We start from the raw sequence: 24,959 nt of genomic DNA, 5'->3' as shown, positions 1-24,959 counted from the left end.
GCCCGACGCGCCCGCCCGGTTCACAGCGGGGTGGCGGCCAGCTCCACGGCCTGGCGCAGCGCCTCGACCATGCTGCCGACCTCCACCCGCCCGGTGCCGGCGATGTCGAAGGCCGTGCCGTGGTCGACGGACGTGCGGATCACGGGCAGCCCGACGGTGATGTTCACGCCCGCCTCGATGCCGAGGACCTTCACGGGCCCGTGCCCCTGGTCGTGGTACATCGCGACGACGAGGTCGTAGTCGCCGCGGCCGCCGAGGAAGAACGCCGTGTCGGCCGGCAGCGGCCCGACGGCGTCGATCCCGTCCGCGCGGGCGGCCTCGACGCCGGGGGCGATCTTCTCGGCCTCCTCGCCGTACCCGAACAGCCCGCCCTCGCCGGCGTGCGGGTTGATCGCGCACACGCCGATGCGCGGGGCGGGGTTCCCGGCGCGGCGCAGGGCCTCGTGGCCGCGGCGGATCGTGCGCTCCACCAGGCCCGGCTCGATCCGGGCGACGGCGTCGAGCAGCCCGACGTGGGTGGTGACGTGGATGACCTTGATGCGCGGCGTGGTGAGCATCATCGACACCTCCTGCACGCCGAAGAAGTGGGCCAGCAGCTCGGTGTGGCCGGGGAAGCGGTGACCGCCGGCGTGCAGCGCGGCCTTGTTCAGCGGGGCCGTGCAGATCGCCTGCACCTCGCCGCGCCCCGCGAGCTCGCAGGCGATCCGCACGTACTCGTGGGCGGCGTGGCCGGCGGCGGGCGACACCTCGCCCCACGGCAGGTCGGCGGGCAGCAGGTGCGGGTCCACGACGTCGATCCGCCCCGGGGTGAACGCGGCGTCGGCGGGGGAGCCGACCTCGACGACGTCGACCTCGACGCCGAGCGCGTCCGCGGCCAGCCGCAGCCGGTGCGCGTCGCCGACGACGAGGGGCCGGCCGGCGGTGAACGCCGCCTCGTGCACGAGGGCGCCGACGGTGACCTCCGGGCCGACGCCGGCGCCGTCGCCCATCGTGACGGCGACGACGGGGCGGGGGTCGGGGGTGCTGCTCACGGTTCCTCCAGGTGCGGGGTGCTCGGGGTGCTCGGGGTCGTCGCGGTGCGGGGCGCGCGCAGCCGCCGCAGCAGCCGCACGAGGTCGTGCAGCTCGCCGGGGCCGCCGAAGCTGCCGGGTTTCGTGGCGACCAGGCGCCCGTCGCCGGTGAGGCCGGCGACGGCGCCGTGGGACAGCTGCGCCACCGGGTGCAGGCGGTCCACGCCCAGCCGGACCAGCACCGCGCGGGCGGTCTCCCCGCCGGTGAGGACGAGGTCGCGCGCGCCGGCGAGGGCGACGGCCCGCCCGGCCAGCCGGGCCGCGGCCGCGCGGGGGTCGGGGTGGGTGCCGGTCAGGCGCAGCACGAGGGGGTCGGCGCCCTCCGGGGGCGCGGCGCCGCCGGGGGCGCTCGCCGGGTCCACGTCGAGGACGGCGGCGCCCGGGAGCCCGAGCAGGTGGGCGGTCTGCGCGGCCGTGGTCGCCGAGGCGCTGCCGGCGACGACGACGGTGCCGCGCGCGCCCGGGGCGGGTCGCGGGGGCGGGGGCTCCGCTCCGGTCCCGCCGCCCGTCGCGGCGGCCCCGTCGACCAGGGCGCCCACGAGGGCGCCGACGAGGGCGGCGCTGCCGGCCAGGGCCGTCCGCGTCCCGCCGGCGGCCAGCGCGGCCGCCGCCCCCGCGACGGCCGCGAGGTCGGCGTCCGTCTCGGCGTCGGCGACGACGACCCGGCCGGTGGCGGCGGCGCGCGCGAGGAGCCGGGGGAGCCCGTCCGGGGCGCGGACGTCCGCCAGGCCGGCGGGCAGCACGGGTGTGCCCGTCAGCAGGTCGACCACGCGCACCGGCGCGGGGCGGGGTTCCAGGTGCCACAGGCCCGTGGCGGCCAGCGGGACGCCGTCGACGAGGGGGACGCCGTCGACGACGGTGCGCCGCAGGGCGGGCAGCGCGCCCGCCACGACGACGACGAACCCGCTGCGGTGCAACGCCTCCACGGTGGCGCCGACGTTGCCGCGCCACAGCGAGTCGAGCTTGACGGCCAGCGGGCCGTCCGGCGCGAGCGCGGTGAGCGCGCCGGTGAGGGCGGCGCGCACGGCGTCGGCCGTCGCGGTGCGGTGGTCGAGGTCCACGACGGGCGTCCCGGCGCGCGGTGCGGTGCCCGCCGCGGGCGCGCCGAGCAGGACGGTGCACGGGTGCCCGCGCTGCAGGAGCAGCCCGGCGACCTCGGCCGCGCCCGACAGGTCGTCCGCCAGGACGGCGCCGAGCGCTGCGCGCCGCGGTGCGAGGGTCGGCCCGGTCCCGGCCTCAGCGGTCACGGCGCAGGCACCTCAGGCGGTTCAGGGGGACTCCCGCGGGCGGTCGGCGCCACCGGCGTCGGTACCGGCGGCGGGTGCCCCGATGCTCGCACGGCCGTCACCGGCCCGCGGGGCGGCACCCGGGGCCGGTGCTCGGGCGGGCACCGCGGAGCCCGCCTCAGCGGCGCGCGGGTGGTGCCACCACCGACTCCCCGCCGACGAGCTGCGCGGCCAGGGCGAGCAGCTCCTCGTCGGACACCTCGCGCGAGCGCAGCTCGCGCAGGGCCGCCGCGTAGTGCTCGGCCGGGGCGTAGAGCTCGAGGGCGATGCCGTCCGGGTCGCGGAAGTTGAGGTGGTGACCGAGGGGCATGTCCTGGACGGGGCTGTGCGGGACCCCGTGCTCGCGCAGCCGCCGCTCCCACACGAGGAGCTCCTCCCGCGAGGACGCCGCGAGCCCCAGGTGGTCCAGCCCGGTGGTGAGCTCGCTGAAGGGCTGTCCGCTGGCGCCCGGGGGGCGCAGGAGGCCGATGGTGAACCCGGTCCCCTTGTGCAGGCAGACCCGGCCGTGCCCGAAGTCCAGGACCGGGGTGAAGCCGAGGACCGCGGTGTAGAAGGCCTGGCTGCGGTCCAGGTCGGTGACGGTGAAGGTGACGTGGTCGATCCCCGCGAACGCTGCCATGTCCGCTCCTGACGGTGGAGAGCTGCGCTGCCGCCCAGGACGGCTCCGTCGCTGGACGCTGAAAACCTATCAGCGATAGGATCCGGGTGTCGAGGGGAGGACCGTGACCGGGACGCGGGGGGCGCGGGACGCGCGGCGGCGGGAGCGGCTGGACCAGGTGCTCGCCGCCGCGTGGGCCATCGCCCGGGAGCAGGGGCTGGCGGCCGTCACGCTGCACGAGGTCGCGCGGCGGGTCGGGATCCGGCAGCCCTCCCTGTACTCCTACGTGGACTCCAAGGCGGGCCTGTACGACGCGATGTTCGCGCAGGCCTACCGCGAGCTGATCGACCACGTCGCCGCCGTCCCGCGCGACGGCGACCCGCGGCGGGTGCTGCTCGCCGCGTCCCGGGCGGTGCTCGACTTCGCCGTCGCCGACCCCGCCCGCCAGCAGCTCCTGTTCCAGCGCACCGTCCCCGGCTTCGCGCCGTCGGCCGGCTCCTACGCCCTGGCCGAGCGCTTCCTCGCGCAGGTGGTGGTGCTGCTGCACGACGCGGGGGTCGAGGACCCCGCCGACGTCGACGTCTACACCGCCCTCGTCGCCGGGCTGGGGGTGCAGCAGATCGCCAACGACCCCGGCGGCGACCGCTGGACCCGCCACCTCGAGCGGCTCCTGGGGGCGTTCCTGCTGGACCGCGACACGAGGAGGACACCGTGACCGCACCGACCGGCGCCGTGCCGGCGCTGGACGTACCGCCCGTCGGCCACGAGGAGGCGATGGAGCTCGCCCGCGTCGAGGACGAGCGGCTGCTCGACCTCCTGCGGACCCTGACGCCCGAGGACTGGACCCGCCCCACCGACTGCACGCGCTGGACGGTCCGGGAGCTCGTCCAGCACCTCGTCGGCTCCGCGGCCGCGCAGGCCTCGCCCGTCGAGATGGTGCGGCAGGTGCTGCTCGCCCGGCGGCTGCGCGGTCAGGTGGAGGCCGCGCACTGGGTCGACGAGCTGAACGAGGCGCAGGTCCGCCGCACCGCCGGGCTCGGGGTCGCCGACGCCGCCGAGCGCTGGCGGCGGACGTCGGCCGCCGCGCGCCGCGCCCGGCGCCGCCTGCCCGCCCCCGTCCGCGCGCTGCGCGTCGTCGACCTGGGCGAGGCGATGGGCACCCGCATCGGCCGGCAGCGGCTGGACTACCTGTTCGACACGGGTTTCACGCGCGACACCTGGATGCACCGCGTCGACCTGTCCCGCGCCGTCGGCCGCCCGTTCGTGACCACCGCGGGGCACGACGGGCGCATCGTGGCCGGCATCGTCGCCGAGTGGGCGCGCCTGCACGACGAGCCGTTCACCCTGCACCTCGGCGGACCGGCCGGCGGTCGGTACACCGCCCGCGGCGGCGGCGAGCCGGTGGAGCTGGACGCGGTGGAGTTCTGCCGGACCCTGTCCGGGCGCGCCGTCGGTCACGGGGTCCTGCGGCACGCTCTGCCGCTCTGAACGACCCGCCGCCGCGCGGGTGCCACGACGCCGGCGCGGCGGCCGCCCGCCCTCAGGCCGGCACCGCGTCGGCGGCCGCCTCCAGCTCGGCGACGACGAGCTTGCGCATCCCGAGCATCGCCCGCACGGCCCGCTCGGCGCGGGCGGGGTCCGGGTCGGCCCGCAGCTCCAGCAGCCGCCGCGGCACGACCTGCCAGGAGACGCCCCAGCGGTCCTGCAGCCAGCCGCAGCGGCTCTCCTCGCCGCCCTCCAGCAGCGCGTCCCAGTACCGGTCGACCTCGGCCTGGTCCTCGCACAGCAGCTGGATCGAGAAGGCCGGGGACAGCGCGTACGCGGGGCCGCCGTTCAGGATCAGGTACTCGCGGCCGGCCAGCGTGAACGAGACGGTCAGCGCCGAGCCGTCGGGGTTGCGCACCACCTCGGTGATCTGCGAGTCCGGCACCAGGGACACGTACCGCTCGGCGGCCTCCAGGCCGTCGGTGTCGAACCACAGGCAGGGCAGCGTCGTCGTGGTCATCGCGGGTCTCCTCCTCGCTCGGGCGGGTCGTCGAGGAGTTGACCCGCGCGGGCGGCGGGACTCACCGGTCGGTGGCCGCGGGCGGCTCCTCCTCGGGAGGTCCCGGCGCGCTGGCGGCCCGTGGCGCTGCGAGGGTGGGTCCATGAGCTCCGTCCCCGACTTCTCGCAGGCCCCCGCCGCCGCAGCCGTGGAGCGGGTCAGCCCGCCGGGCGGTGAACCGCTCACCGCCGCCGACGCGGCCTCGGGCACCGCCGGCCTGACGACCGAGCCCGAGCCCGAGCCGGAGGCCGAGCCCGAGCCGGAGCCCGAGCCCGAGCCCGAGGCCGAGCCCGACGCCGAGCCCGACGCCGAGACCGACGCCGAGCCCGGCACCACCGCCGGGTAGGACACCGGGACGTGAGGTCCGCCCGGCGTCGGCGATGTCGCCGGTGCCGATCCGCCGCCGCGGGACCCGGCGAGGGGCGCGGGCCGGGGCCCGGAGGAGCCTCGGCCCGCGCCCGGTCGTCAGCCCACGTCGCCGAGGAGGCGGCGGAACCGCTCGGTCAGGTCGGTGCGCGCCCGTTCGGTGAGCCGGTCGGCCCGCCGAGGTCCCTCCAGCCGGGACAGGCCGCGCTCCAGCGCCGAGACCGCCGGGCCGCTCCGCCCGGCCCGCAGGTGCCGGTCGGCCTGCTGCAGCGCGGCGCGCAGGTGCTCGGCGACCGGCCCCGCGACGTCGCCGCTGCCGGTCCACCCCTCCAGGACGGCCAGCACCGCGGCCGCGTCGGCCGGCCCCCCGACGGCGATGTCCGTGCGCTGGGCGGGCAGGTCCGCCTCGTCGCCCAGGTAGAAGCTCGCGAAGCCGACCTGGTCGTAGCCGTTGTTCTTGTTCGCCACCCCGTTGCGGTACATCGGGTCGTGCATGAGCGTGCGGATCCCGTACTCGGTCGGCGCCAGCGTCGTGACGACGGCGAGGCGGTTCCCGCTCGCGCGCAGCACCAGCTCCTCGCGCCAGTCGCCGAGCAGGTCGGCCTTCAGCGTGGGGGTGCCCTTGTTGCCGGTGGAGACCAGCCCGGTCTCCAGGTACGGGGTCGCGGCGAAGGTGAGGTCGTCGACCGCGTTGACCGTCGCGCCGTTCACGGCCATGTGCGTCAGGCCGCCGCCGAACCAGATCGCGTTCTGCCCGGCCGCGATGCCGCGCGGGACGCCGGTGGTCGTCAGGACCTCCCCGGTGACCATGCTGCGGACCTCGGTCGTCGCGCCGGCGGACCCGGCCTGCGCGCCCGGCCAGCGGTTCGAGAAGTTCCCCGCCACGCTGCCCTCGTCGTCGCTGCCGGCGTACACCCCGTACAGCAGCGAGTCCGTCTCGACGACCTCGCCCCGCTCGTCCAGCTTCCGGCCCTCCAGCGGGTCGTAGCCGGCCGGGCCGGGCAGCCAGCCGTGGTGCCGGCCGGTGCGGACGTCGTCCAGGAGGTGCTCCTCCATGCCCGACCAGGCCCGCAGGGTGTCGTCCCGGTCGACCGGCAGGAGGGCGCCCCGGTCACCGTGCCGGAACGGCGCCCACACGTTGTCCGGGTTCGAGCGGACCTCGTCGGTGGCGAACTGGAACTCCCCGGCGACCGGGGGCACGCCGTCCCGCCCCTCGATCGTCGGCATCGTGTCCCCGTTGAGGACCTCGGGCAGGATCTGCGTGCCGTCCTCGCTCAGGCCCAGGACCATGGCCTTGAGGACGACCTCGTCGGTGCCGTCGCCGTCGAGGTCGGCGGACTTCGTGTCGTGGTTGCCGCGGTTCTGGTAGTCGTACGCGCTGCCGCCGAGCGACCAGTACCGCGGGTCGGCCGAGTCGAAGCTCGCCTGCAGGCTGACGCGGCCGTCGGCGAGGGTGAACGCCGCCAGTGTCGTGCGGTGGTAGTAGCCGCGCTGCGAGACGGCGGACTTCCGCTCGCCGTCCAGGCTGGCCACGACGCCGACGTAGCGGTTGGCGCGGTTGCCCTGCGCGTCGCCGTAGGAGGCGGGCTTCCAGGGGTTCTCCAACCAGTACGCCTCGCGCTCGGCCATGACCTGCGCCTTGTAGTCCTCGGCGGAGCTGCCGACGCCGGGGCCGGGGAACGCCAGGTAGGAGTAGTTGCCGCGCTGGGTGGCGGGCGTCATGGCCCAGTCCTGGCCCTCGGCGCCGCCCTCGTACGGGAAGGGGTAGCGGGCGCTGTCCACGAGGACGCCGGAGCGGGTCGCGGCGTCCCACTCGAACGCGGAGAAGAACTCCTGATCGTCCTTCGCCCGGCCGATCGGCCCGACGTGGTACGTCTTGATCCACCGCTTGAGCGCCGGGTCGTTGGGCCCGTCGTTGCCGCCGCCGGCCGTGGGGCTGCGGTAGGAGATCGTGAAGCTGTTCAGCAGCGACCACCAGGTGTCCAGCGCCTGCACGTCGCCGGTGGCGAAGTGCTCCGCGAACGCGTCCGTGGTGGCGTTCAGGCCCTCCTCGCCGCCCACGACGGTGCCGGGCGCGTCCGGGTAGACGACGGACTGCGTCGCCTCGTCCCAGTTGCCGATCCGCGTGCCGAGCGCGGTCTTGAGCATCAGCTCGCCGCGGCCGTCGCCGTCGAAGTCCTCGGCGAACAGGACGGTCTCGTGGTCGTTGGCCGCCCGGACGTTGTAGCCCATGTCCACGCGGAACAGCAGGGTGCCGTCCAGCTCGTACACGTCGACGTACTCGGGGGCCGTCGTGGTGCTGCTGCCGCTGTAGATCGGCTCGGAGTACATCGGGTCGACCTGGGTGCTGCGCCACTTGACGACGATCTCGTACTCGCCGTCGCCGTCGAAGTCGGCCACCGTCATGTCGTGGGTGGAGTAGGGCGCGCTCATCGAGGTGTGGACGGCGCCGTCCGCGGTCCTCGCGTAGGGCAGCGAGGTGCCGGAGTCCAGGTTCTCGACGTAGCGGACGAACTCCGCCTCCAGCTCCGCGTACAGCGCGTCGGTGACCTTCCCGTCGACGAGCCCGTCCTCCGGCTGCCACGGCGTGGTGCGGGCCGCGACGCCCAGCGCGTTGGGGGTCGTGGTGAGCGCGCCCAGCCGGGCGACCCAGTCGTCGAGCTGCGCCTGCGTCACCTCGGCCTGCTCGTCGTGCGCGACGCGGAACTCGCGCAGCAGGTCCACGTCGACCGTGTACCAGTGCTGGCCGTCCGTGCCGGGGACGACCATGTCCGCCGGGTCGAGGTCGGTGCCGGGTCCGAACCGGTTGTCGGTGCCGCGGTAGGTGAAGTGCGCGAGCGGGACGGGGTCGGGGGCCGGCTTGAGCGGGACGTAGCGGACGGCGCCGCGGCCCTCCTGCCCCGGTCGGCCGGGCAGCGCCGACAGCATCGGCACGCTCATGCCCTGCCGGGCGCCCTCGACGCCGTCGATGACCGGTGCGACCTCGTACCGGGAGGTCAGGGTGCCGTCCGGGTCCGTCCAGTTGGACGGCGTGACGTCCTCCTTGACGACACCGGGGTTCGCGGGGTGGTCGCTCTCCGGCTGCACGTCGCGGGGCTCGACCGTGGCGACGCGGGTGAAGCCCGCGCTGCCGTCGGCGCGGTACACGTTCCACGACAGGCTGTCGGGCTCGTCGCCCAGGAACCTCCAGCTGAGGAAGGTGCCGCCCTCCACCTGGGCGGCGACCAGGCCGCGGGTCAGGTCCTCGACCTGCCGCTGCCCGCTCGGCCCGCCGGGCGCGGGGTCGGCCGGTGCGGCCGCCGCCGGCGGTGACGCGGTCAGCGCGAGGGCCAGCGCCGTCACGGGGGGAAGGAGTCTGCTCAGGGGCTTGCGCACGGTCGTGCTCCTCGGTCGTTCCGCGGGCGGCGGGCGCGTGGCCCGTCCACCTCCGTCGACGTCCTGCGGGCGTGGTCCTGCGGGGGATCGGCGGGTACCGGTCCTCGGGGTCGTCCGCTCCGGTGCGGCGACGAGGTCCCCCTTCGGAGAAGCGTGTTCCGCCACCCTCGCCCCGGAGGCGTCGCGGTGTCAACGCCTGGATCGGAACGATTCAACGATCGCCGGCGCAGGACCTTGCCGCCCGCACCGCGGGGGAGGAGCCTGGGTGTCCCCGTCCGGCAGGAGGCTCCCGTGGGTCAGCTGGTGTACGCGGCGAACACGTCCCTCGACGGCTTCGTGGAGGACGCCGCGGGTTCCCTCGACTGGTCCGTGCCTGACGAGGAGGTCCACGCGTTCTGGAACGAGCGCGAGCGCGGGATCGGCACCTCCCTGTACGGCCGGCGGATGTACGAGGCCATGCGCGTGTGGGAGGACGACGACTGGCTCGCCGGTGAGCCGGACGTCGTGCGCGAGTACGCCGCGGTCTGGCGCGACGCCGACAAGGTCGTCTTCTCCACGACGCTGCAGGAGGTCACCACGTCCCGCACCAGGGTCGAGCGGCGCTTCGACCCCGCGGCGGTGCGGGCGCTGAAGGAGACCTCCGCGAAGGACCTCAGCGTGGGCGGCGCGACCCTGGGCGCGGAGGCCTTCCGGCACGGCCTGGTGGACGAGTGCCTGCTCGTGGTGCACCCCGTGGCCGTGGGCGGCGGGAAGCCCGCCCTGCCGGCGGGCGTCCGGCTCGACCTGGAGCTGCGCGAGGAGCGCCGGTTCGCCGGCGGCGCGGTGCTCCTGCGCCACGCCGTGCGGCGCACCACCTGACCCCGGGGTTCCGCCGGGCTGCGCCGGCGGGACCCCGTCACCTCCCGCTCAGGAGTCCTCCTCCAGCTCCTGCGTCCAGCGGCGCGTCGCGGGGTCGACGAAGCAGTCGACACCGGACACCTCCACCTCGACCTCGACGGTCAGGCCCCGCACCTGCTGCGCGGCGGTCGCGACCTGCTCCCGGGTGGGAGCGGGCAGCTGCGTGCACGGGTCGGTGGCGCTGCAGCCGGTGAGGACGAGGGTCGTGACGACAGCGGCCAGGACGCCGCGGGAGAGCTCCTTCACGCGGTGGAGGGTGCCAGCGCAGCGGCGACCCGCGCAGGGTTTTCCGGACGGCACGGGTCACCCCGGCGGGCTGGACCGTCCGGTGGCGAAAATCGTCGACGACCGTGGACGGGCGTCTGGTCCACTGCTCCCGCCGGGGCCGCAGGAGCCGGCCCGACAACTCCCGGGAGTCGCTGTGACGATGACGTTGCGCTTCGAGGTGTTCCCCGCCGACCTGGACCGCGCGGTCGACTTCTACACCCGCGTGCTGGGTTTCGACCTCCTGCGCGACGAGCGCGGCACCTCCTCGCCCTACGTGGCGCTGCGGTGCGGCGACGTCCACGTGGGAGCCGCCCAGCGCCCGCCGGTCGCCGCCCCGGACGCTCGCAGACCACCCACCGGCGTCGAGCTGACCCTGGAGGTCGACGACGTGGAGGCCCAGCTGGCGCGGGTGCGGGACAGCGGCTGGCCGGTGGACGAACCGCTGCAGGAGCGGCCGTGGGGACTGCGCGACTTCCGCGTCCTGGACCCCGACGGGTACTACCTGTGCATCACCTCCCGGCGGTGAGACGCCGGCCGGTGCGGCGGCGTGGTCGGCGCGTCCCGCGCCTCACGTGAACCGGCCGGACGGCAGAGCCGCCGCCCGCCGCTGCAGCGCCGTCCGCTGCGCCGCGGAGAACTCCCCGAAGGCCGCGGCGGCGATCCCGTCGCCGTCCCTCGTCCACGTCCCGACGACAGCGCCCGCGGCGACGACGACGCCGCGGAACACGCCGTTGCCGCCGGGAGCAACGCGCGGGGCGTGCTCGTCGGCCAGCACGTGCTGGCGGTCCCTGTAGCCCAGCAGGAACTCGTCGAAACCGGGCAGCAGGTGCAGGCCGCGCAGCGCGCGGCGGTGCGCGGCGACCAGGTCGGGGACGGCCGGGTCGACGAGGTGCTCGACGCCGTCCACCTCGACCACCTCGAACCCGTCGCGGACCGCGGCGAAGGCCCGCCGCGCCGTCCCGAGCGGCAGACCCGCCCACCACGCGAAGTCCGCGGCGCTCGCCGGCCCGTGCCCGCGCAGGTAGCGCGCCGCCCACCACGCCGCGGGGTCGTCGGGTGCGGGCTGCGCAGGGTGCTGCTCCTCGAGCAGCGCGAAGGCCGGCTCGGTCCCCGACAGCGGCCCCTGGCACAGCACGCCGGTCATCGACAGGTGGGACAGCAGGTGGTAGCCGCGCCCGGCGGCGGTGCCCTGCCCGGCCCGCTCGAACGCCGCGAGCAGCTGCGCGCGCGTGGCCCGCCGTCCGCCGGCGAGCAGGTCCCGGGCGACGTCACCGGCCGCGGCGACGTCGTCCTCGCCGATGCCCAGCTCGGCGCGGCGGCGCGCGCTCGCGGCCACCGCGCGGGTGGCGCACAGCGCCAGGACCGGCCGCAGGTCGCGGGCGGCGATCAGGTGGAGCGTCCCGCGCACCGGCCACGAGCGGACGACCTCCCCGGCGTCCAGGGCGCGGGTGAGGTCGTGCGCCGTGCCGGCGCCGGTGCGCAGCGCGACCGCCGTGGCCGCCGCGCGCAGGTCCTGCGCCTGGACGGCGCCGAGCCGCTCGACGACCTGCGTCGCACCGGTCCCGCGCGGGACGACCCCCTGCGCGGCCAGCCGCCACAGCCCCACCTCGCGCGCCGCCAGCTCCACCACGCCGACACGCTCCCACCGGCCCCCGACACCCCGCCGTGCGCGGTGCCGGGCCCGCCCCGGGACCGCCGACCGGTGGCGGGACCCTCCGGGGTTCAGCAGGTCCGGCCGGGGAGGGGGACGTCAGGGACGCGGAGCGGTCACGGGCCGGGAGAGCGGGTGGTGCTGCCGGGGCAGGAGCGCACCGCCGCGGACGCGGGCGGCCCGGCGCGCGGCGACGACGTCCCACGCGACCTCGTAGAAGGCCACGCGCTGGTGCTCGCCGAGGTCCAGGCGGTCCATCTCCCGGCAGGCCTCGACCACCAGCTCGTAGTCGCCGAGGTGGTGCGACGCCTGCGCCTGGACCCAGGTGCGCGCGAGCCGGCGAGCGTGGGACGTGGAGCGGTCGTCGGACACGCCGCCCAGGCTAGGGACGCGGGCGCGGGGACGCGGCCCGTTTTCCCGCCGCTCACCAGCGGCCCGTCCCGGTCCCGGGGCCGCCCTAGGCTCGCGCGGTGGACACACCGCTGTGGACCCCCTACGACGGGATGGCCGAGGCCTTCGCCCGGCACGCCGAGGACAGCCCGTACAACGCCCACTACGACCGCCCCGCCGTCCTGGCCGCCCTCGGCGACGTGACGGATCGCGACGTCCTGGACGCCGGCTGCGGGCCCGGCCTGTACGCGCAGGCGCTGCTGGACGCCGGGGCGCGGGTCACCGCCTTCGACGCCAGCGAGCCGATGGTGGACCTGGCGCGCGAGCGCGTCGGCGACCGCGCCCGCGTGGACCGGGCCGTGCTGGGGGAGCCGCTGCCGTACGCCGGTGCGAGCTTCGACGCCGTCGTGTGCGCCCTGGCCGTCCACTACGTCGACGACCGACCGGCGGCCTTCGCCGAGCTGCACCGGGTGCTGCGCCCCGGTGGCGCGCTCGTCGTGTCGACGACCCACCCGACGGCCGACTGGCTGCGGCTGGGCGGCTCGTACTTCGAGCGCGTCCTGGAGACGGAGACGTGGGGGGAGTGGACGGGACGGCGCGACGTGCGGTTCTGGCGCGAGCCGCTGTCGGCGCTGTGCGCGGCGGCCACGGGCGCCGGCTTCGTCGTCGACCTGCTCGACGAGCCGCGGCCCGCGGCGAGCATGGCGCGGCGCTACCCGGAGGACAGCGCGAAGCTGGAGCGCGAGCCCGGCTTCCTGCTGCTGCGGCTGCGCAGGCTGACCGCGCCCCTGGGCGACCTGCCCGGGGGGCGCTGAGCGGGCCCGCCCGGCAGGGGGCAGAGTGGGCGCGGGCGGCGCGGACGCCGCCCCCGCGACGACGACGAGAGGTACCGCGTGTCCACCACGTCCACCTGGCTCATCACCGGCTGCTCCACCGGCCTCGGCCGCGCTCTGGCGCAGGAGGTCCTCGGCCGCGGCGACCGCGCGGTCGTCACCGCCCGCGACGCCTCCTCCGTGCAGGACCTCGCCGACGCCCACCCGGACCGGGCGCTGGCCCTGGCCCTCGACGTCACCGACACCGCCCGCGTGGGCGAGGTGGTGCGCGAGGCCGAAGAGCGCTTCGGCGGTGTCGACGTCCTCGTCAACAACGCCGGCTACGGCTACCGCGCGGCGGTGGAGGAGGGCGACGAGCAGGACGTGCAGCGCCTGTTCGCCACGAACGTCTTCGGCCCCGTCGCCCTCACCAAGGCCGTCCTGCCGGGCATGCGCTCGCGCCGGCGCGGCACGATCGTCAACGTCTCCTCGATCGGCGCGCAGATCTGCCCGCCCGGCTCGGGGTACTACGCCGCCACGAAGGCAGCCCTGGAGGGGCTGACGGGTTCGCTGCGCCAGGAGCTCGCGCCGCTGGGGATCACCGCGTTCTCGGTGGAGCCCGGCGGGTTCCGCACCGACTTCGCGGGCCGCTCGCTGACGCAGTCCGCCGAGCCGATCGCCGACTACGCCGACACGGCCGGCAAGCGGCGCAAGGAGCACGACACCGTCCACGGCACCCAGCCCGGCGACCCGGCGCGCGCCGCGAGCGCCATCGTGCGCGCGGTGGACTCCCCGGACGCGCCGGGCCTGCTGCTGCTGGGCACCGACGCGCTCGCCGCGGCCGAGAGCATCCTCGACGCCCGCCGCGCCGAGCTGGAGGCCTGGCGCGAGGTCAGCGCCAGCACCGACTTCTCCTGAGACCCGGCCCCCCGGGCGGTGACGCTCAGGCGCGCGCCAGCCCCACCGCCCGGGGCACCAGGTCCACGACCCGCTCGACGTCCTGCTCCGTCGTCGTGCGCCCCAGCGTCAGGCGCACGGCGGTGCGGGCGGTGTCGGCGTCCAGGCCGCACGCCAGCAGCACGTGCGAGGCGTCCTCGGAACCGGCCGCGCACGCGGACCCGCTGGAGCACGTCACGCCCAGCGCCTCCAGCTCGGCCAGGACGGTCTCCCCGCCCACGCCGGGGAAGCAGAACGAGGCGTGGTGCGGCAGGCGCCGCACCGGGTGGCCCGTCAGCCGCGCGCCGGGCACCGCGGCCAGCACCGCGGCGACCAGCCGGTCGCGCAGCCCGGCCAGGCGCCGGGACTCCTCCTCGCGGGCGGCCTCGGCCAGGTGCAGGGCCACGGCGGTGCCCACGGCGGAGGCCACGTCCACGGTGCCCGAGCGGCGTCCGCGCTCCTGCCCGCCGCCGTGCAGCACGGGTTCCAGCGCGAGGGCGCCGCGCACGTGCAGGAAACCCGCCCCGCGCAGCCCGCCGAACTTGTGCGCGGAGGCCGACAGGGCGTCCACCCCCAGCGCGTCGACGTCCAGCGGCAGCGACCCGGCCGCCTGCACGGCGTCGGTGTGCAGGGGGACGCCGCGCGCGCGGCAGACCTCCGCCACGTCCGCGAGCGGCTGCACGGTGCCGACCTCGTTGTTCGCGTACATCACCGACACCAGCGTCGTGCCGCCGGTCACGGTGCGCCGCAACGCCTCCAGGTCCAGCAGGCCGTCGTCGTCGACGCCGACGACGTCGACGCGGAAACCCTCCGCGCGCAGCGCCAGCGCCGTCTCCAGGACGGCCGGGTGCTCGACCGCGGAGACGACGACGTGCCGCCCGCGCGGCGCGGCCCGCGCGATCCCCGTCACGGCGAGGTTGTCGGCCTCGGTGCCGCCGCCGGTGAACACCACCTCGCCCGGGCGCGCGCCCAGGACGCCGGCCACGACCTCGCGGGCCTGCTCCAGCGCCTCGCGGGCCTCGCGCCCGGCCGCGTGCGCGCTGGACGGGTTCGCCGTCACCCGCGTCAGGTACGGCCAGACGGCCTCCAGGACCTCCCGGCGCGGCGGGGAGGTCGCCGCGTGGTCCAGGTACAGCGGCTGCGGGTCCGCGGGCGCGCTCACGAGCCCGTCCCCGTGCGGGCCCCCACCAGCACCTCCACGTCCAGGCCGAGGTCGAGGGTGCGGGCGTTCTGCGTCAGCGCGCCCACCGAGACCACGTCGACGCCGGTGGCGGCGATCGCCCGCACGGTGTCCAGCCGCACCCCGCCGCTGGCCTCCACGAGCGCCCCGGCCGCCCGGGCGCGGCGCACGCCCTCGGCCAGGTCGGCCAGGGCGAAGTTGTCCAGCAGCACGACGTCGACGCCGGCGGCCAGGACGGCGTCGAGCTGGTCGAGGCGGTCGACCTCCACCTCCACGACCGTGGTGTGCGGGACGCGCTCGCGCGCCGCGCGCAGGGCGGCCGTCACGTCCAGGCCCTCGGCGAGCAGGACGGCCAGGTGGTTGTCCTTGACGAGCACGGCGTCCGACAGCGACCAGCGGTGGTTGCGCCCGCCGCCGGCGCGCACCGCGGCGCGCTCCAGCGCCCGCAGTCCGGGCGTCGTCTTGCGGGTGTCGGCGATCCGGGTGCCCGTGCCGGTGACCTCCTCGACGAACCGGGCCGTCAGGGTCGCCACGCCCGACAGGTGCTGCAGCAGGTTCAGCGCGACCCGCTCGGCGCGCAGCACCGCCAGGGCGGTGCCCTCCACGCGGGCCAGCACGTCGCCGGCGGCGAACCGGGTGCCGTCGGGCAGCAGGTCGTGCACGGCGGCGGTGCCGCCGGTCAGCGCGGCGGCCTGCGCGAACGCCTCGCGCGCGGCCGCGCCGCCGGCCAGGACACCGGGTTCGCGCGCGCGCAGCTCGGCGCGCGCCCGCGCGTCGGCCGGCAGCAGCGACTCGCTGGTGACGTCGCCCCACGGGGCGTCCTCGGCGAGCGCGGCCGCCACGACGGCCGCCACGGCACCGAGGGGGGCGGCGGGGGTGCTGGGAGCGGTGCTGGTCACGGGGTCCTCACGAGGGTGCGGCGCCGGGGGGAGGCCGGCGGGAAGGGGTGGTCGCGGCGGTGGTGGGCGCCGACGCTCTCCTCGCGCGCCTCGGCGGCGGCCACGAGCAGGCGCCCGGTCAGCAGCAGGGCGGCGTCCTCCAGGGCGCGGCGGTCGGGGCCGGAACCCCCGCTCGCGTCCCACGGGTCGAGGTCGGCCGGTTCCTCCTCCGGGGTGAGCAGCTTGCGCGCCACCTGCAGGCCCGCGGCCTCGCGGGCCAGGCCGGCGTGCTCCCACATCGCCGCCCGCAGGTCGCGGCGGGCGACGTGGGAGGCCTGCGCCGCAGCGGGTCCGGGCAGGTGCAGGACGTCCTCGCCGGCGGGCAGGACGAACGGCCCGCGCCCGGCGAGGACGGAGGCGGCGACGCGGCGCGCGACGACCACGGCCTCCAGCAGGGAGTTCGAGGCGAGCCGGTTGGCGCCGTGCACGCCGGTGCAGGCGACCTCCCCGGCCGCCCACAGGCCCGGCACGGTGGTGCGCCCGTCGGTGTCCGTGCGCACCCCGCCCATCCAGTAGTGGGCCGCGGGCGTGACCGGCACGGGCTCGGTGGCCGGGTCGACGCCCTGCGCCCGGCACATCGCGGCGATGCCGGGGAAGCGCACGTCGAACGGCACGCCGGTGCGGGCGGCGACACCCGTGGCGTCCAGCAGGGCCGGTCGCCCGCCGCGGGCGGCCATCGCCGCGGCCAGCGCGCGGGCGACGACGTCGCGCGGCGCCAGCTCGGCCCGCTCGTCCACGGCCGGCATGAACCGGTGCCCGGCGGCGTCGAGCAGGACCGCTCCCTCACCGCGCACGGCCTCGGAGACGAGGAACGGCTCGGGCAGCGCGGCCGCCGTGGGGTGGAACTGGTACATCTCCAGGTCGGCGACCGCGGCGCCGGCGCGCCAGGCGGCGGCCACGCCGTCGCCGGTGGCCACGGGCGGGTTCGTGGTGCGGGAGAACAGCTGCCCGGCGCCGCCGGTGGCCAGCACGACCGCGCCGGCGCGCACCCGGTGCGGGTGCTCGCGCCCGTCGGCCCCGCGCACCAGCAGGTCGGCGCCGCGCACCGCGCCGTCCTCGACGAGGAGCCCGGCCAGGCAGGCGCCCTCGAGGACGCCGGTCGCGCTGCGGCGCACCGCGTCCGCGAGCGCGGCGGCGATGACGGCGCCGGTGCGGTCGCCACCGGCGTGCAGGACGCGCGCCCGCGCGTGGGCGGCCTCCAGGCCCAGCGCCCAGGAGCCGTCGGCGGCGCGGTCGAACACCACGCCCCACTCCACCAGCCGGCGCACGGCGTCCGGCCCGGCGGCCGCCAGGACGTGCGCGGCCGCGGCGTCGGTCAGCCCGGCGCCGGCGGCCACGGTGTCCGCGGCGTGCGCGGCGACGTCGTCCGGGCCGGTCGCCGCGGCCATCCCGCCCTGGGCGCGGGCCGTGCTGCCGTCGCCGAGGGCGGTCTTGGTGGCCAGCAGGACGTGGACGCCGGGACGGGCGGCCAGCTCCAGCGCGACGGCCGCGCCCGCCAGCCCGCCGCCGACCACGAGCACGTCGCAGTCGGCGCCCGGCAGGGCGCCCGGAACGACGTCCCGCCCGGCGTCCGCGGTCACGGCACGACCGCCAGCATCCGCTCCAGCGCCGTGCGGGCGTTCCGGGCCACGTCGTCGTCCACGCGCACCCGGTTGACGACCTCGCCGCGCACGAGCGCCTCCAGCACCCACGCCAGGTAGGCGGGGTGGATGCGGTACATCGTCGAGCACGGGCACACGACGGGGTCCAGGCACGTGATCGTCAGGTCGGGGCGGGCGTCGGCCAGCCGCCGCACCATGTTGATCTCGGTGCCGATCGCGAACGACGTCCCCGCGGGCGCGGCGTCCACGACGGCCTGGATGTACTGGGTGGAACCGTTCTCGTCGGCGGCGTCGACCACCTCGGCCGGGCACTCGGGGTGCACGACGACGCGCACGGCCGGGTCGGCGGCGCGGGCGGCCTCGATCTGCTGCACGGTGAACCGCTGGTGCACCGAGCACCAGCCGCGCCAGAGCAGGACGCGCGCGTCGAGCAGGTCGTCGGCGGAGTTCCCGCCGCGCGGCTTGCGCGGGTCCCACACCGGCATCGCGGAGACGGGCACGCCCATCGCCTTGGCGGTGTTGCGGCCCAGGTGCTGGTCGGGGAAGAACAGCACCCGCTGCCCGCGCTCGAACGCCCACTGGAGCACCTGCCGGGCGTTGGAGGACGTGCAGACGATGCCGCCGTGCTCGCCGCAGAACGCCTTCAGCGCGGCGGAGGAGTTCATGTAGGTGACGGGGACGACGGGGACCCTCCCGTCGGCGTCGGGCTCGCTGCCGTACAGGGCCTCCAGCTGCTGCCAGCAGGCGGTGACGGCGTCGATGTCGGCCATGTCGGCCATCGAGCAGCCGGCCGCGAGGTTCGGCAGCACGACGGCCTGGTCGGGGCGGGTGAGCAGGTCGGCGGTCTCGGCCATGAAGTGCACGCCGCAGAACACGACGAAGTCCGCGGCGTCGCGCTGCTGGGACTGCCGGGCCAGCTGGAAGGAGTCGCCGACGAAGTCGGCGTACCGGACGACCTCGTCGCGCTGGTAGAAGTGCCCGAGGACCGTCAGGCGCTCGCCCAGCGCCTCCTTCGCGGCGCGGATGCGCCGGTCCAGCTCCTCGCCCGGCAGCAGGCGGTACTCGGCCGGGATCTGCTGCTGCACCGGCGTGGTGGCCGGGGCGACGTCCTGCCGGGAGGCGCCGGCGCCGTAGGTGGGCAGCGGCAGCGGGCGGCCCGGGGCCGCGTCGAACTGCCAGGGGCCGGTGGGCAGGTCGGGGTCGCACGTCTGCTCCTCCACCCGCCCCGGGGTGCGGGCGAGCAGCGCGATCTGCGTGGGGACGGACGCCACGGCGTACCTCTTCTCGTCGGGCCCGGCGGTGCCGCGGGCTCTCGGGGGGACTGCGGGAGTTCGTGCGGAGGGTTCAGGCGAGCGGGCCGGCGGGCGCGAACGGGCCCGCCGACCCCTCGGGCACGACGGCCCGGTACAGCTCCGGCGGCCGGTGCCGCCCGCCGGACTGCCGTTCACCGGTGGCCACGACGGAGCCGGAGCGCTCCACCTGGCGGCGGAAGTTCGCCGGGTCCAGCGGCCGCTGCAGGATCGCCTCGTGGACCTCGCGCAGCTCGGCCAGCGAGAACCGCTCGGGCAGCAGGTGCAGGGCCACGTGGGCGTGCTGGACCTTCGTCCGCAGCCGCCACAGCGCGTACTGGACGACCTCGTCGTGGTCGAAGGCCAGGCCGGTGCAGTCGTCCGCCGCCGTCCAGCGCACGTTCTCCTCCTCGACGGCGTGCTCGGCGAGGTGGTTGCGCACGAGGGCGGAGTAGACGACGGACACGACGCGCTGGCCGGGGGAGCGGTCGGGGCGGCCGAAGGTGTAGAGCTGCTCCAGGTAGCTGGGGCGCAGGCCGGTCGTCTCGGCCAGGGTGCGCCGGCCGGCGTCGCTGAGGCTCTCGTCCGTGCGCACCCACCCGCCGGGCAGCGCCCACCGCCCGCCGTACGGGTCGCGCGTGCGGCGCACCAGCGGCAGGTGCACGCGGCGGTCGCCCGCGCGGTCGGGCAGGAGCGCGAAGATCACCGTGGAGACGGCGACGAGGATCGCCCGCTGCGACTGCTCCACAGACCCCTGCCACTCCCTCGCGCCCACCGGCCCCGGGCGGACCGGCCGCGGCGGGGAGTAAGGGTGGTTCTGACAACAACTGCCGGAGCAGGGTACGACAGCGCTCGCCGCGGTGTCGAGCGGTTCCGGCGACCGCGCGGCCGGCTCCCGGCACCCGGTTCGCGGGCGGCGAAACGGGGGTGACACCGGCGCCGGGCCGACGTACGGTCGGAGGACACGGGAAGGGAGGTGGTCCGGTACATGAGTTCTCATCGGACGCGTGAGGTGGCTGCCCGCTAGCAGCTGCGTGATGGACGCGGACCGCTCTGGTCGCCCCGCGCAGCGCGGCGAATCCACGGCAGTCACCGGGTCCCCGGGCGCCGGCTTCGTCCAGCCGGCCCCGTCCCGAGCGATCGGGACGGGAAGAGCCCGGGGACTTCCTCGTCCCCGGGCCCGGTCGTGCTCGTGCGGTGCTGCTCAGACGGTGCGGACGACGTCCTCGTAGGGCAGGCGCGGCAGGCGCGGGTGCGCGGCGTCCTGCTCGGCGACGCCGACGTTGACCACGGCGAGGACCTCCTGGTCCAGCCCCGCGAAGAACGCCTCCTCGATCGCCGGCGCGTCGATGCCGGTCATCGGGCCCGCGTCCAGGCCCAGCGCCCTGACGCCGATCACCAGGTAGGCCAGCTGCATGGCCCCGTTGAAGACGGCCGTGCGGTGGCGCGGCTCGTCGTCGGCGAACAGGTCCCGCGCGCCGGGGAAGTGCGGGAAGACCTCCGGCAGGCGGTCGTGGAAGTTGCGGTCCGCGGCGACGACGACCGACAGGGGCGCGCGGCGCACCTTGTCGCCGTTGCTGCCGGCCATCATGGTCGCCAGGCGCTCGCGGGCCTCGGGCGTGCGCACCAGCAGCAGGCGCACGGGCTGGGTGTTCATGCTCGTGGGCGCGTACTTGACGAGGTCGTAGATCGCCCGGACCTGCTCGTCGGTGACCTCCTCGCCGGTGAAGGTGCCGGCGGTGCGGGCCTCGCGGAAGAGCAGGTCGGCGGCGGCCTCGTCGAGGCGGCGGGTGTCGGTGGTGACGGTCACGGTGAGTGCCTCCGGTCGGGTGGGACGGTGCTTGAAGCGACAACATCCCACGGCCGGGAGGTGTTCCGCGCGCCGGGGCGCGCCACCCGTCCGGCCCCGGACCAGGAGCGCGGCGGGGCTCAGCCCCTGACGCGGGCGTAGTCCGCCAGGGACCGGCGGCGCTCCTCGGCGTGGTCGACGATCCGCTCCGGGTAGCCGTGCGCGTAGCCCTCGACGTGCTCCCACGGCTCGTGGGCGGCCTTCCCCGGCAGGTGGCGCAGCTCCGGCACGTAGCGGCGCACGTAGTCCCCGTCGGGGTCGAAGCGCTTGCCCTGCGTGACCGGGTTGAAGATCCGGAAGTACGGCGCGGCGTCGGTCCCCGAGCCCGCCACCCACTGCCAACCGTGGCTGTTGCTGGCCAGGTCCGCGTCGCGCAGGCCCCGCATGAAGGTGCGGGCGCCGAAGCGCCAGTCCACGTGCAGGTCCTTGACGAGGAAGCTGGCGACGATCATCCGCACCCGGTTGTGGACCCAGCCCACCGTCCGCAGCTGGCGCATCCCGGCGTCCACGACCGGGTAGCCCGTGCGGCCCTCCTCCCAGGCGCGGAAGTCCTCGCCCGGCTCGGTGTACTGCAGCGCCTCCAGCTGCGGCCGGTAGTACTCGCGCGCCGTCTCCGGGCGGTGCCACAGCACGTCGGCGTAGAAGTCGCGCCAGGTCAGCTCGTCGCGGAAGGTCCGCGCCGACTCCGCCGCCGCCTCCGAGCGCCGGTGCGCCAGCGCCGCCAGCAGCGTGCGCGGGTGCAGCTCGCCCCACTTCAGCGCGTGCGACAGCTGCGAGGTGCCGTCCAGGTCCGGGCGGTCGCGGTGGTCGGCGTACTCGCCCAGGGCCGACGCGAGGAAGCGCTCCCAGCGGTCGTGGGCCGCCGCCTCACCCGCCGGGGGCAGCTCGACGCCGCCCGTGCCCGGCTCCTCCGGCCAGTGCGCGCCGTCCACGCCCTCCCCGGCGTCCGCCGCCCAGCGCACCCGGCCGGGGGTGTCGGCCGGCGCGGGCCAGCCGTGCGCGCGGTGCGCGCGGGCGAAGGCGGAGAAGACCTTGAACGGCTCCCCGGAGCCGTTGAGCAGGGTGCCCGGCCCCACCGCGTAGGGGGTGCCGGTGCGCACCAGCTCGCGCCCGTCGGCGGCCAGCGCCCCGGCCACGGCCTCGTCGCGGCGGCGCCCGTGCGGCCCGGCGTCGGCGCTGACGTGCACCCGTGCCGCCCCCGCGCGGGCGGCCACCTGCGGCACGAGGCGCTGCGGGTCCCCGCGCTCGACGACCAGCCGCCCGCCGAGGTCGGCGTCCAGGGCGCGCAGCGAGCGCAGCAGGTAGGTGCGCCGCACGTCGCCCGAGGGTCCCCACAGGGCCGGGTCCAGGACGAAGAGGGGGACGACCTCGCCGTCGGCGGCGGCCTCCAGCAGGGCGGGGTGGTCGCGCAGCCGCAGGTCGCGGCGGAACCACAGGACGCTGCGGCCGGCCTGGCCGGAGGGGCGCGCGCTCACGCCCGGCGACGCTAACCGCCGCCGCGCGCGCCCGCGAGGCGTGGGTGCGGCGCGGGGCGCGGGGCCGGCCGGCCCGGACCGCCGTCGGCCAGGGGTGCTGCCCGGGGGCCCCGTACCGGAGAATGGTCGTCGTGAGCGACCTCATCGACACCACCGAGATGTACCTGAAGACGGTCTTCGAGCTCGAGGAGGAGGGTGTCGTGCCGATGCGCGCCCGCATCGCCGAGCGCCTGCACCACTCCGGGCCCACGGTGTCGCAGACGGTCGCCCGCATGGAGCGCGACGGGCTCCTGCACGTGGGCGCCGACCGCCGCCTGGAGCTGACCGACGCCGGGCGCACCAAGGCGATGCGCGTCATGCGCAAGCACCGGCTCACCGAGCGGCTGCTCACCGACGTCATCGGGCTGGACTGGCCGCTCGTGCACGAGGAGGCGTGCCGCTGGGAGCACGTCATCTCCGAGGAGGTCGAGAAGCGCCTCGTCGACATCCTCCACCACCCGCAGTCCGACCCCTACGGCAACCCGATCCCGGGCCTGGAGGAGCTGGGCGAGGTCGGGCCGGCCGAGCCGTTCCGCGCCGAGGGCGTGCGCCCGCTGACCAGCCGGGACCTGGCCGGGCGCGACCTCGTCGTGCGGCGCCTGGGCGAGCCGCTGCAGACCGACGTGGACCTGCTGGCCCGCTTCGCGCGCGCCGGGGTGCGCTCGGGGGCCACGGTCGTGGCCACGAGCGTGCCGGGCGGTCTGGAGGTCGCCGTCCGCGGTGGCGGGGACGGCGAGGACGGTGGAGTGGTGAAGCTCACGACGGCCGAGGCCAACCACGTCTTCGTCGCCGAGACCGCGTGAGCCCGGCCGTTCCCACCAGCCCGTTGTCACCCGATGTTCATCGAAGGTCACGTGACGCCACCTGTTCGGCACGTCCTCGTGACCGGTGCGTGACATCGGTGTGAGCCGTCGGCTACTGTTCCCGCCGTTCCCCGGCCACTGACCGGGGAGCCCTCCCGCGGACGCCGAGCCCTGCCAGCGCGGAGAGGTCCCCCGACAGACCCATGGCAGGGACGGGGAAACCAACTTCCGGGCAGCCCCGCCTCCGGGCGGAGCGGTCCTCGGGGTGAAGCCGGCGAGAGCCGGCCGGGCGAGACTCCCGCCCGAACCCGACAGCTAACCTCGCAGGCGTCGGAGAGGCCCACACCTGTGACGACTCGCGTCCCGGCGCGCCACCGCGCGCCCGTCCGCCCCCTCACCCCCCTCACCGGTCTCGCGGAGACGGTCGGCCGCAGCGCCGGCGCCGCCGGCCGCGGTGTCGCCGTCCTGGCCGCCGCCGGGGGGCTCGCCCTCTCGGTCGCCGCCCCCGCCGGTGCCGCCCCCGCCCCCGCCGCCGTGGACGCCTCGGTCCGCACCGCGGTCAGCGCCGCCTTCGGCACCAGCCCCGTCGGCGTCGTCGCGGCCCCGGCCACCGCCGCCGCGCAGGTGGCGACCACCGCCGCCTTCACCACGGTGCCCACCCCCGCCCCGCCGCCGCCCCCGCCGCCGGCCCCCGCCGTCGTGCGCGCCGAGCGCGCCGCCAGCGGCGTCGCCCCGGCCGCGGTCGTCCCCGCCGTCGCCGCGGCGCCCGCCGTCGCGGCCGCCCCGGCCGCCCCGGTCGTCGAGCACGCGCCCGCCGTCCCGCTCGGTCAGCAGATCCTGGACGTCGCCAGCCGCTACGCGGGCGTGCCGTACGTGTACGGCGGCAGCACCCCGGCCGGCTTCGACTGCTCGGGCTTCACCAGCTGGGTCATGCGCGAGATCGGCGTGGAGATCCCCCGCACCGCCAACGCCCAGAAGGGCGCCGCGGCGCCCCTGGCCCGCGAGCACGCCGTCCCCGGCGACCTCGTGTTCTTCTCCAACCGCGGCGGTCGCGCCTACCACGTCGGCATCTACGCCGGCGACAACATGATGTGGGACGCCCCGCGCGCCGGGAAGCCCGTGCAGCTGCGCACCATCTGGTCCTCCGCCGTCACCTTCGGCCGGGTCGCCCCGGTCTGACGGACGGCCACCGGCCACCGCGTCCACGAGGCCCGGTCCCCCGCGGGGGACCGGGCCTCCGCGCGTCCCGGGGGTGGCCGGCGGGCGCGACGGGGCGCGACACGGTGTGACGTGGCTCAACCCGCCTGACTCCGGCGCCGGCCGGACGTACAGTGCGACCACGACGACCGCACGCGCGTCCGGGAGGCCCGCCATGGGTGTCACACCGCCGCACCACCATCCGGTGGTCCACCGCCATCCGGTGGTGCACGCGCGTGCCCACGTCGCCGATCTCAGAGGCGCCGTCCCCCCGGGGGACGGCGCCTCTCGTCGTCCGGGCCCCTGTGTGGAGGTGTCGATGCGCACTCTCGTGCTGAACGCCGGCTACGAACCGCTCGCGGTGGTGTCCTTCCGCCGCGCGCTGGTCCTGGTCCTCGCCGGCAAGGCGTCGGTCGTCCTGGCGGACGCCGACCCCGTCGTCGGCGCCACCGTCAGCCTGGAACGCCCCTCCGTCATCCTCCTGAGCCGCTACGTGCGGGTGCCGCGCGGCAGCGTCGTGCCCGTCAGCCGGCGCGGGGTGCTGCGCCGCGACCACCAGCGGTGCGCCTACTGCCGCGGTCACGCCACGACCGTCGACCACGTCCTGCCGCGCAGCCGCCGCGGCCCGGACACGTGGGAGAACCTCGTGGCCTGCTGCGTGCGCTGCAACAACGCCAAGGGCGACCGCACCCCGGAGGAGATGGGCTGGTCGCTGCCGTTCCGGCCCGCCGCCCCGCGCGGGGCCTCCTGGGCGGTGCGCGGCGCCGAGCAGCCCGACCCGCGCTGGGACGAGTACCTGGCCACCGCCGCCTGAGCGCTCGCCGGCCCCGCCGGGCCCCACCGGCCCGAAACCCGGTGGAGCACCGGCGGGGCCGCCCCCTAGCGTCGGGGTGCCC

General features: G+C 76.9%; 25 protein-coding genes and 1 riboswitch. Of the genes, 10 read left to right on the top strand and 15 right to left on the bottom strand.

Translation table 11 applies throughout. The features are described 5' to 3' along the window. Positions 1–20: 20 nt before the first annotated feature. The 3 genes from pdxA to ACRYMY_RS04385 all read right to left on the bottom strand — a co-directional run bounded on the left by pdxA (position 21) and on the right by ACRYMY_RS04385 (position 2,975). Entirely contained in the window at positions 21–1,031 is a 1,011-nt protein-coding gene (gene pdxA, locus ACRYMY_RS04395) for a 4-hydroxythreonine-4-phosphate dehydrogenase PdxA (protein WP_432546053.1), read from the bottom strand. Then, entirely contained in the window at positions 1,028–2,317 is a 1,290-nt protein-coding gene (locus ACRYMY_RS04390; protein WP_432546052.1) for a four-carbon acid sugar kinase family protein, read from the bottom strand. Before ACRYMY_RS04390 ends, pdxA begins: the two co-directional genes overlap by 4 nt. 157 nt (positions 2,318–2,474) lie before the next feature. Next, positions 2,475–2,975, bottom strand: a complete 501-nt coding sequence (locus tag ACRYMY_RS04385) for a VOC family protein (RefSeq protein ID WP_432546051.1) — start codon at positions 2,973–2,975, stop codon at positions 2,475–2,477. Positions 2,976–3,078: 103 nt separating this feature from the next. Between ACRYMY_RS04385 and ACRYMY_RS04380 the strand changes: the two genes are divergently transcribed. Continuing rightward, complete coding sequence (locus ACRYMY_RS04380) at positions 3,079–3,669, top strand: TetR/AcrR family transcriptional regulator (RefSeq protein ID WP_432546050.1); 591 nt, start codon at positions 3,079–3,081, stop codon at positions 3,667–3,669. Further along, entirely contained in the window at positions 3,666–4,442 is a 777-nt protein-coding gene (locus ACRYMY_RS04375; protein WP_432546049.1) for a maleylpyruvate isomerase family mycothiol-dependent enzyme, read from the top strand. Before ACRYMY_RS04380 ends, ACRYMY_RS04375 begins: the two co-directional genes overlap by 4 nt. 52 nt (positions 4,443–4,494) lie before the next feature. Here ACRYMY_RS04375 and ACRYMY_RS04370 read toward each other — a convergent pair whose 3' ends face one another. Then, positions 4,495–4,959, bottom strand: coding sequence for a VOC family protein (locus ACRYMY_RS04370; RefSeq protein WP_432546048.1), 465 nt, complete (start codon positions 4,957–4,959; stop codon positions 4,495–4,497). Positions 4,960–5,101: 142 nt separating this feature from the next. On the opposite strand from ACRYMY_RS04370, the gene ACRYMY_RS04365 reads away from it, so the two are divergent. Next, entirely contained in the window at positions 5,102–5,344 is a 243-nt protein-coding gene (locus tag ACRYMY_RS04365) for a hypothetical protein (protein ID WP_432546047.1), read from the top strand. A gap of 119 nt (positions 5,345–5,463) precedes the next feature. On the opposite strand, the gene ACRYMY_RS04360 is transcribed toward ACRYMY_RS04365, so the two are convergent. After that, a complete protein-coding gene (locus ACRYMY_RS04360; RefSeq protein ID WP_432546046.1) occupies positions 5,464–8,706 on the bottom strand; it encodes a rhamnogalacturonan lyase family protein in 3,243 nt (1,080 codons plus the stop codon). 324 nt (positions 8,707–9,030) lie between these two features. Here ACRYMY_RS04360 and ACRYMY_RS04355 point away from each other — a divergent pair, with 324 nt between their 5' ends. Continuing rightward, positions 9,031–9,597, top strand: coding sequence for a dihydrofolate reductase family protein (locus ACRYMY_RS04355; protein WP_432546045.1), 567 nt, complete (start codon positions 9,031–9,033; stop codon positions 9,595–9,597). Between the two features lie 48 nt (positions 9,598–9,645). On the opposite strand, the gene ACRYMY_RS04350 is transcribed toward ACRYMY_RS04355, so the two are convergent. Then, positions 9,646–9,882: a hypothetical protein gene (locus tag ACRYMY_RS04350; RefSeq protein WP_432546044.1), complete on the bottom strand. Its 237-nt coding sequence runs from the start codon at positions 9,880–9,882 to the stop codon at positions 9,646–9,648. A gap of 181 nt (positions 9,883–10,063) precedes the next feature. Between ACRYMY_RS04350 and ACRYMY_RS04345 the strand changes: the two genes are divergently transcribed. Next, a complete protein-coding gene (locus ACRYMY_RS04345; protein ID WP_432546106.1) occupies positions 10,064–10,429 on the top strand; it encodes a VOC family protein in 366 nt (121 codons plus the stop codon). Positions 10,430–10,471: 42 nt separating this feature from the next. Here the strand turns inward: ACRYMY_RS04345 and ACRYMY_RS04340 are convergent, their stop codons facing one another. Next, entirely contained in the window at positions 10,472–11,533 is a 1,062-nt protein-coding gene (locus tag ACRYMY_RS04340; RefSeq protein WP_432546043.1) for a winged helix DNA-binding domain-containing protein, read from the bottom strand. A 120-nt stretch (positions 11,534–11,653) separates the two neighbouring features. Beyond that, entirely contained in the window at positions 11,654–11,926 is a 273-nt protein-coding gene (locus ACRYMY_RS04335) for a hypothetical protein (RefSeq protein ID WP_432546042.1), read from the bottom strand. Positions 11,927–12,024: 98 nt separating this feature from the next. On the opposite strand from ACRYMY_RS04335, the gene ACRYMY_RS04330 reads away from it, so the two are divergent. Further along, the gene (locus ACRYMY_RS04330; protein ID WP_432546041.1) at positions 12,025–12,759 is read left to right on the top strand and encodes a class I SAM-dependent methyltransferase; all 735 of its coding nucleotides are present in this window, start codon (positions 12,025–12,027) and stop codon (positions 12,757–12,759) included. 78 nt (positions 12,760–12,837) lie between these two features. Then, positions 12,838–13,674, top strand: a complete 837-nt coding sequence (locus ACRYMY_RS04325) for an oxidoreductase (protein WP_432546040.1) — start codon at positions 12,838–12,840, stop codon at positions 13,672–13,674. A 25-nt stretch (positions 13,675–13,699) separates the two neighbouring features. Here the strand turns inward: ACRYMY_RS04325 and ACRYMY_RS04320 are convergent, their stop codons facing one another. The 7 genes from ACRYMY_RS04320 to ACRYMY_RS04290 all read right to left on the bottom strand — a co-directional run bounded on the left by ACRYMY_RS04320 (position 13,700) and on the right by ACRYMY_RS04290 (position 22,024). Continuing rightward, complete coding sequence (locus ACRYMY_RS04320; protein WP_432546039.1) at positions 13,700–14,854, bottom strand: cysteine desulfurase family protein; 1,155 nt, start codon at positions 14,852–14,854, stop codon at positions 13,700–13,702. Next, positions 14,851–15,771, bottom strand: coding sequence for a carboxylating nicotinate-nucleotide diphosphorylase (nadC, locus tag ACRYMY_RS04315; RefSeq protein ID WP_432546038.1), 921 nt, complete (start codon positions 15,769–15,771; stop codon positions 14,851–14,853). The genes ACRYMY_RS04320 and nadC overlap by 4 nt, the downstream gene beginning before the upstream one ends. Next, a complete protein-coding gene (gene nadB / locus ACRYMY_RS04310) occupies positions 15,768–17,390 on the bottom strand; it encodes an L-aspartate oxidase (RefSeq protein ID WP_432546037.1) in 1,623 nt (540 codons plus the stop codon). The genes nadC and nadB overlap by 4 nt, the downstream gene beginning before the upstream one ends. Continuing rightward, complete coding sequence (gene nadA / locus ACRYMY_RS04305; RefSeq protein WP_432546036.1) at positions 17,387–18,682, bottom strand: quinolinate synthase NadA; 1,296 nt, start codon at positions 18,680–18,682, stop codon at positions 17,387–17,389. The genes nadB and nadA overlap by 4 nt, the downstream gene beginning before the upstream one ends. 73 nt (positions 18,683–18,755) lie before the next feature. Then, complete coding sequence (locus ACRYMY_RS04300; protein WP_432546035.1) at positions 18,756–19,448, bottom strand: NUDIX hydrolase; 693 nt, start codon at positions 19,446–19,448, stop codon at positions 18,756–18,758. 456 nt (positions 19,449–19,904) lie between these two features. After that, the gene (locus ACRYMY_RS04295; RefSeq protein WP_432546034.1) at positions 19,905–20,510 is read right to left on the bottom strand and encodes a malonic semialdehyde reductase; all 606 of its coding nucleotides are present in this window, start codon (positions 20,508–20,510) and stop codon (positions 19,905–19,907) included. A gap of 119 nt (positions 20,511–20,629) precedes the next feature. Beyond that, the gene (locus ACRYMY_RS04290) at positions 20,630–22,024 is read right to left on the bottom strand and encodes a cryptochrome/photolyase family protein (RefSeq protein ID WP_432546033.1); all 1,395 of its coding nucleotides are present in this window, start codon (positions 22,022–22,024) and stop codon (positions 20,630–20,632) included. 131 nt (positions 22,025–22,155) lie between these two features. Between ACRYMY_RS04290 and ACRYMY_RS04285 the strand changes: the two genes are divergently transcribed. The 3 genes from ACRYMY_RS04285 to ACRYMY_RS04275 all read left to right on the top strand — a co-directional run bounded on the left by ACRYMY_RS04285 (position 22,156) and on the right by ACRYMY_RS04275 (position 24,877). Next, on the top strand, positions 22,156–22,866 hold the full coding sequence (locus tag ACRYMY_RS04285; RefSeq protein WP_432546032.1) for a metal-dependent transcriptional regulator: 711 nt from the start codon (positions 22,156–22,158) through the stop codon (positions 22,864–22,866). Positions 22,867–23,049: 183 nt separating this feature from the next. Beyond that, a riboswitch (cyclic di-AMP (ydaO/yuaA leader) is annotated at positions 23,050–23,211 on the top strand. 3 nt (positions 23,212–23,214) lie between these two features. Beyond that, positions 23,215–24,045, top strand: a complete 831-nt coding sequence (locus tag ACRYMY_RS04280) for a C40 family peptidase (protein ID WP_432546031.1) — start codon at positions 23,215–23,217, stop codon at positions 24,043–24,045. A 337-nt stretch (positions 24,046–24,382) separates the two neighbouring features. Then, positions 24,383–24,877: an HNH endonuclease gene (locus ACRYMY_RS04275; protein WP_432546030.1), complete on the top strand. Its 495-nt coding sequence runs from the start codon at positions 24,383–24,385 to the stop codon at positions 24,875–24,877. Positions 24,878–24,959 lie beyond the last annotated feature (82 nt).

The sequence above is a fragment of the Kineococcus haloalkalitolerans genome, from assembly GCF_050871905.1.
Taxonomy (GTDB): Bacteria; Actinomycetota; Actinomycetes; order Actinomycetales; family Kineococcaceae; genus Kineococcus.
Note: the sequence above shows the minus strand (reverse complement) of the source record. Positions and strands in the feature narration are given on the sequence as shown.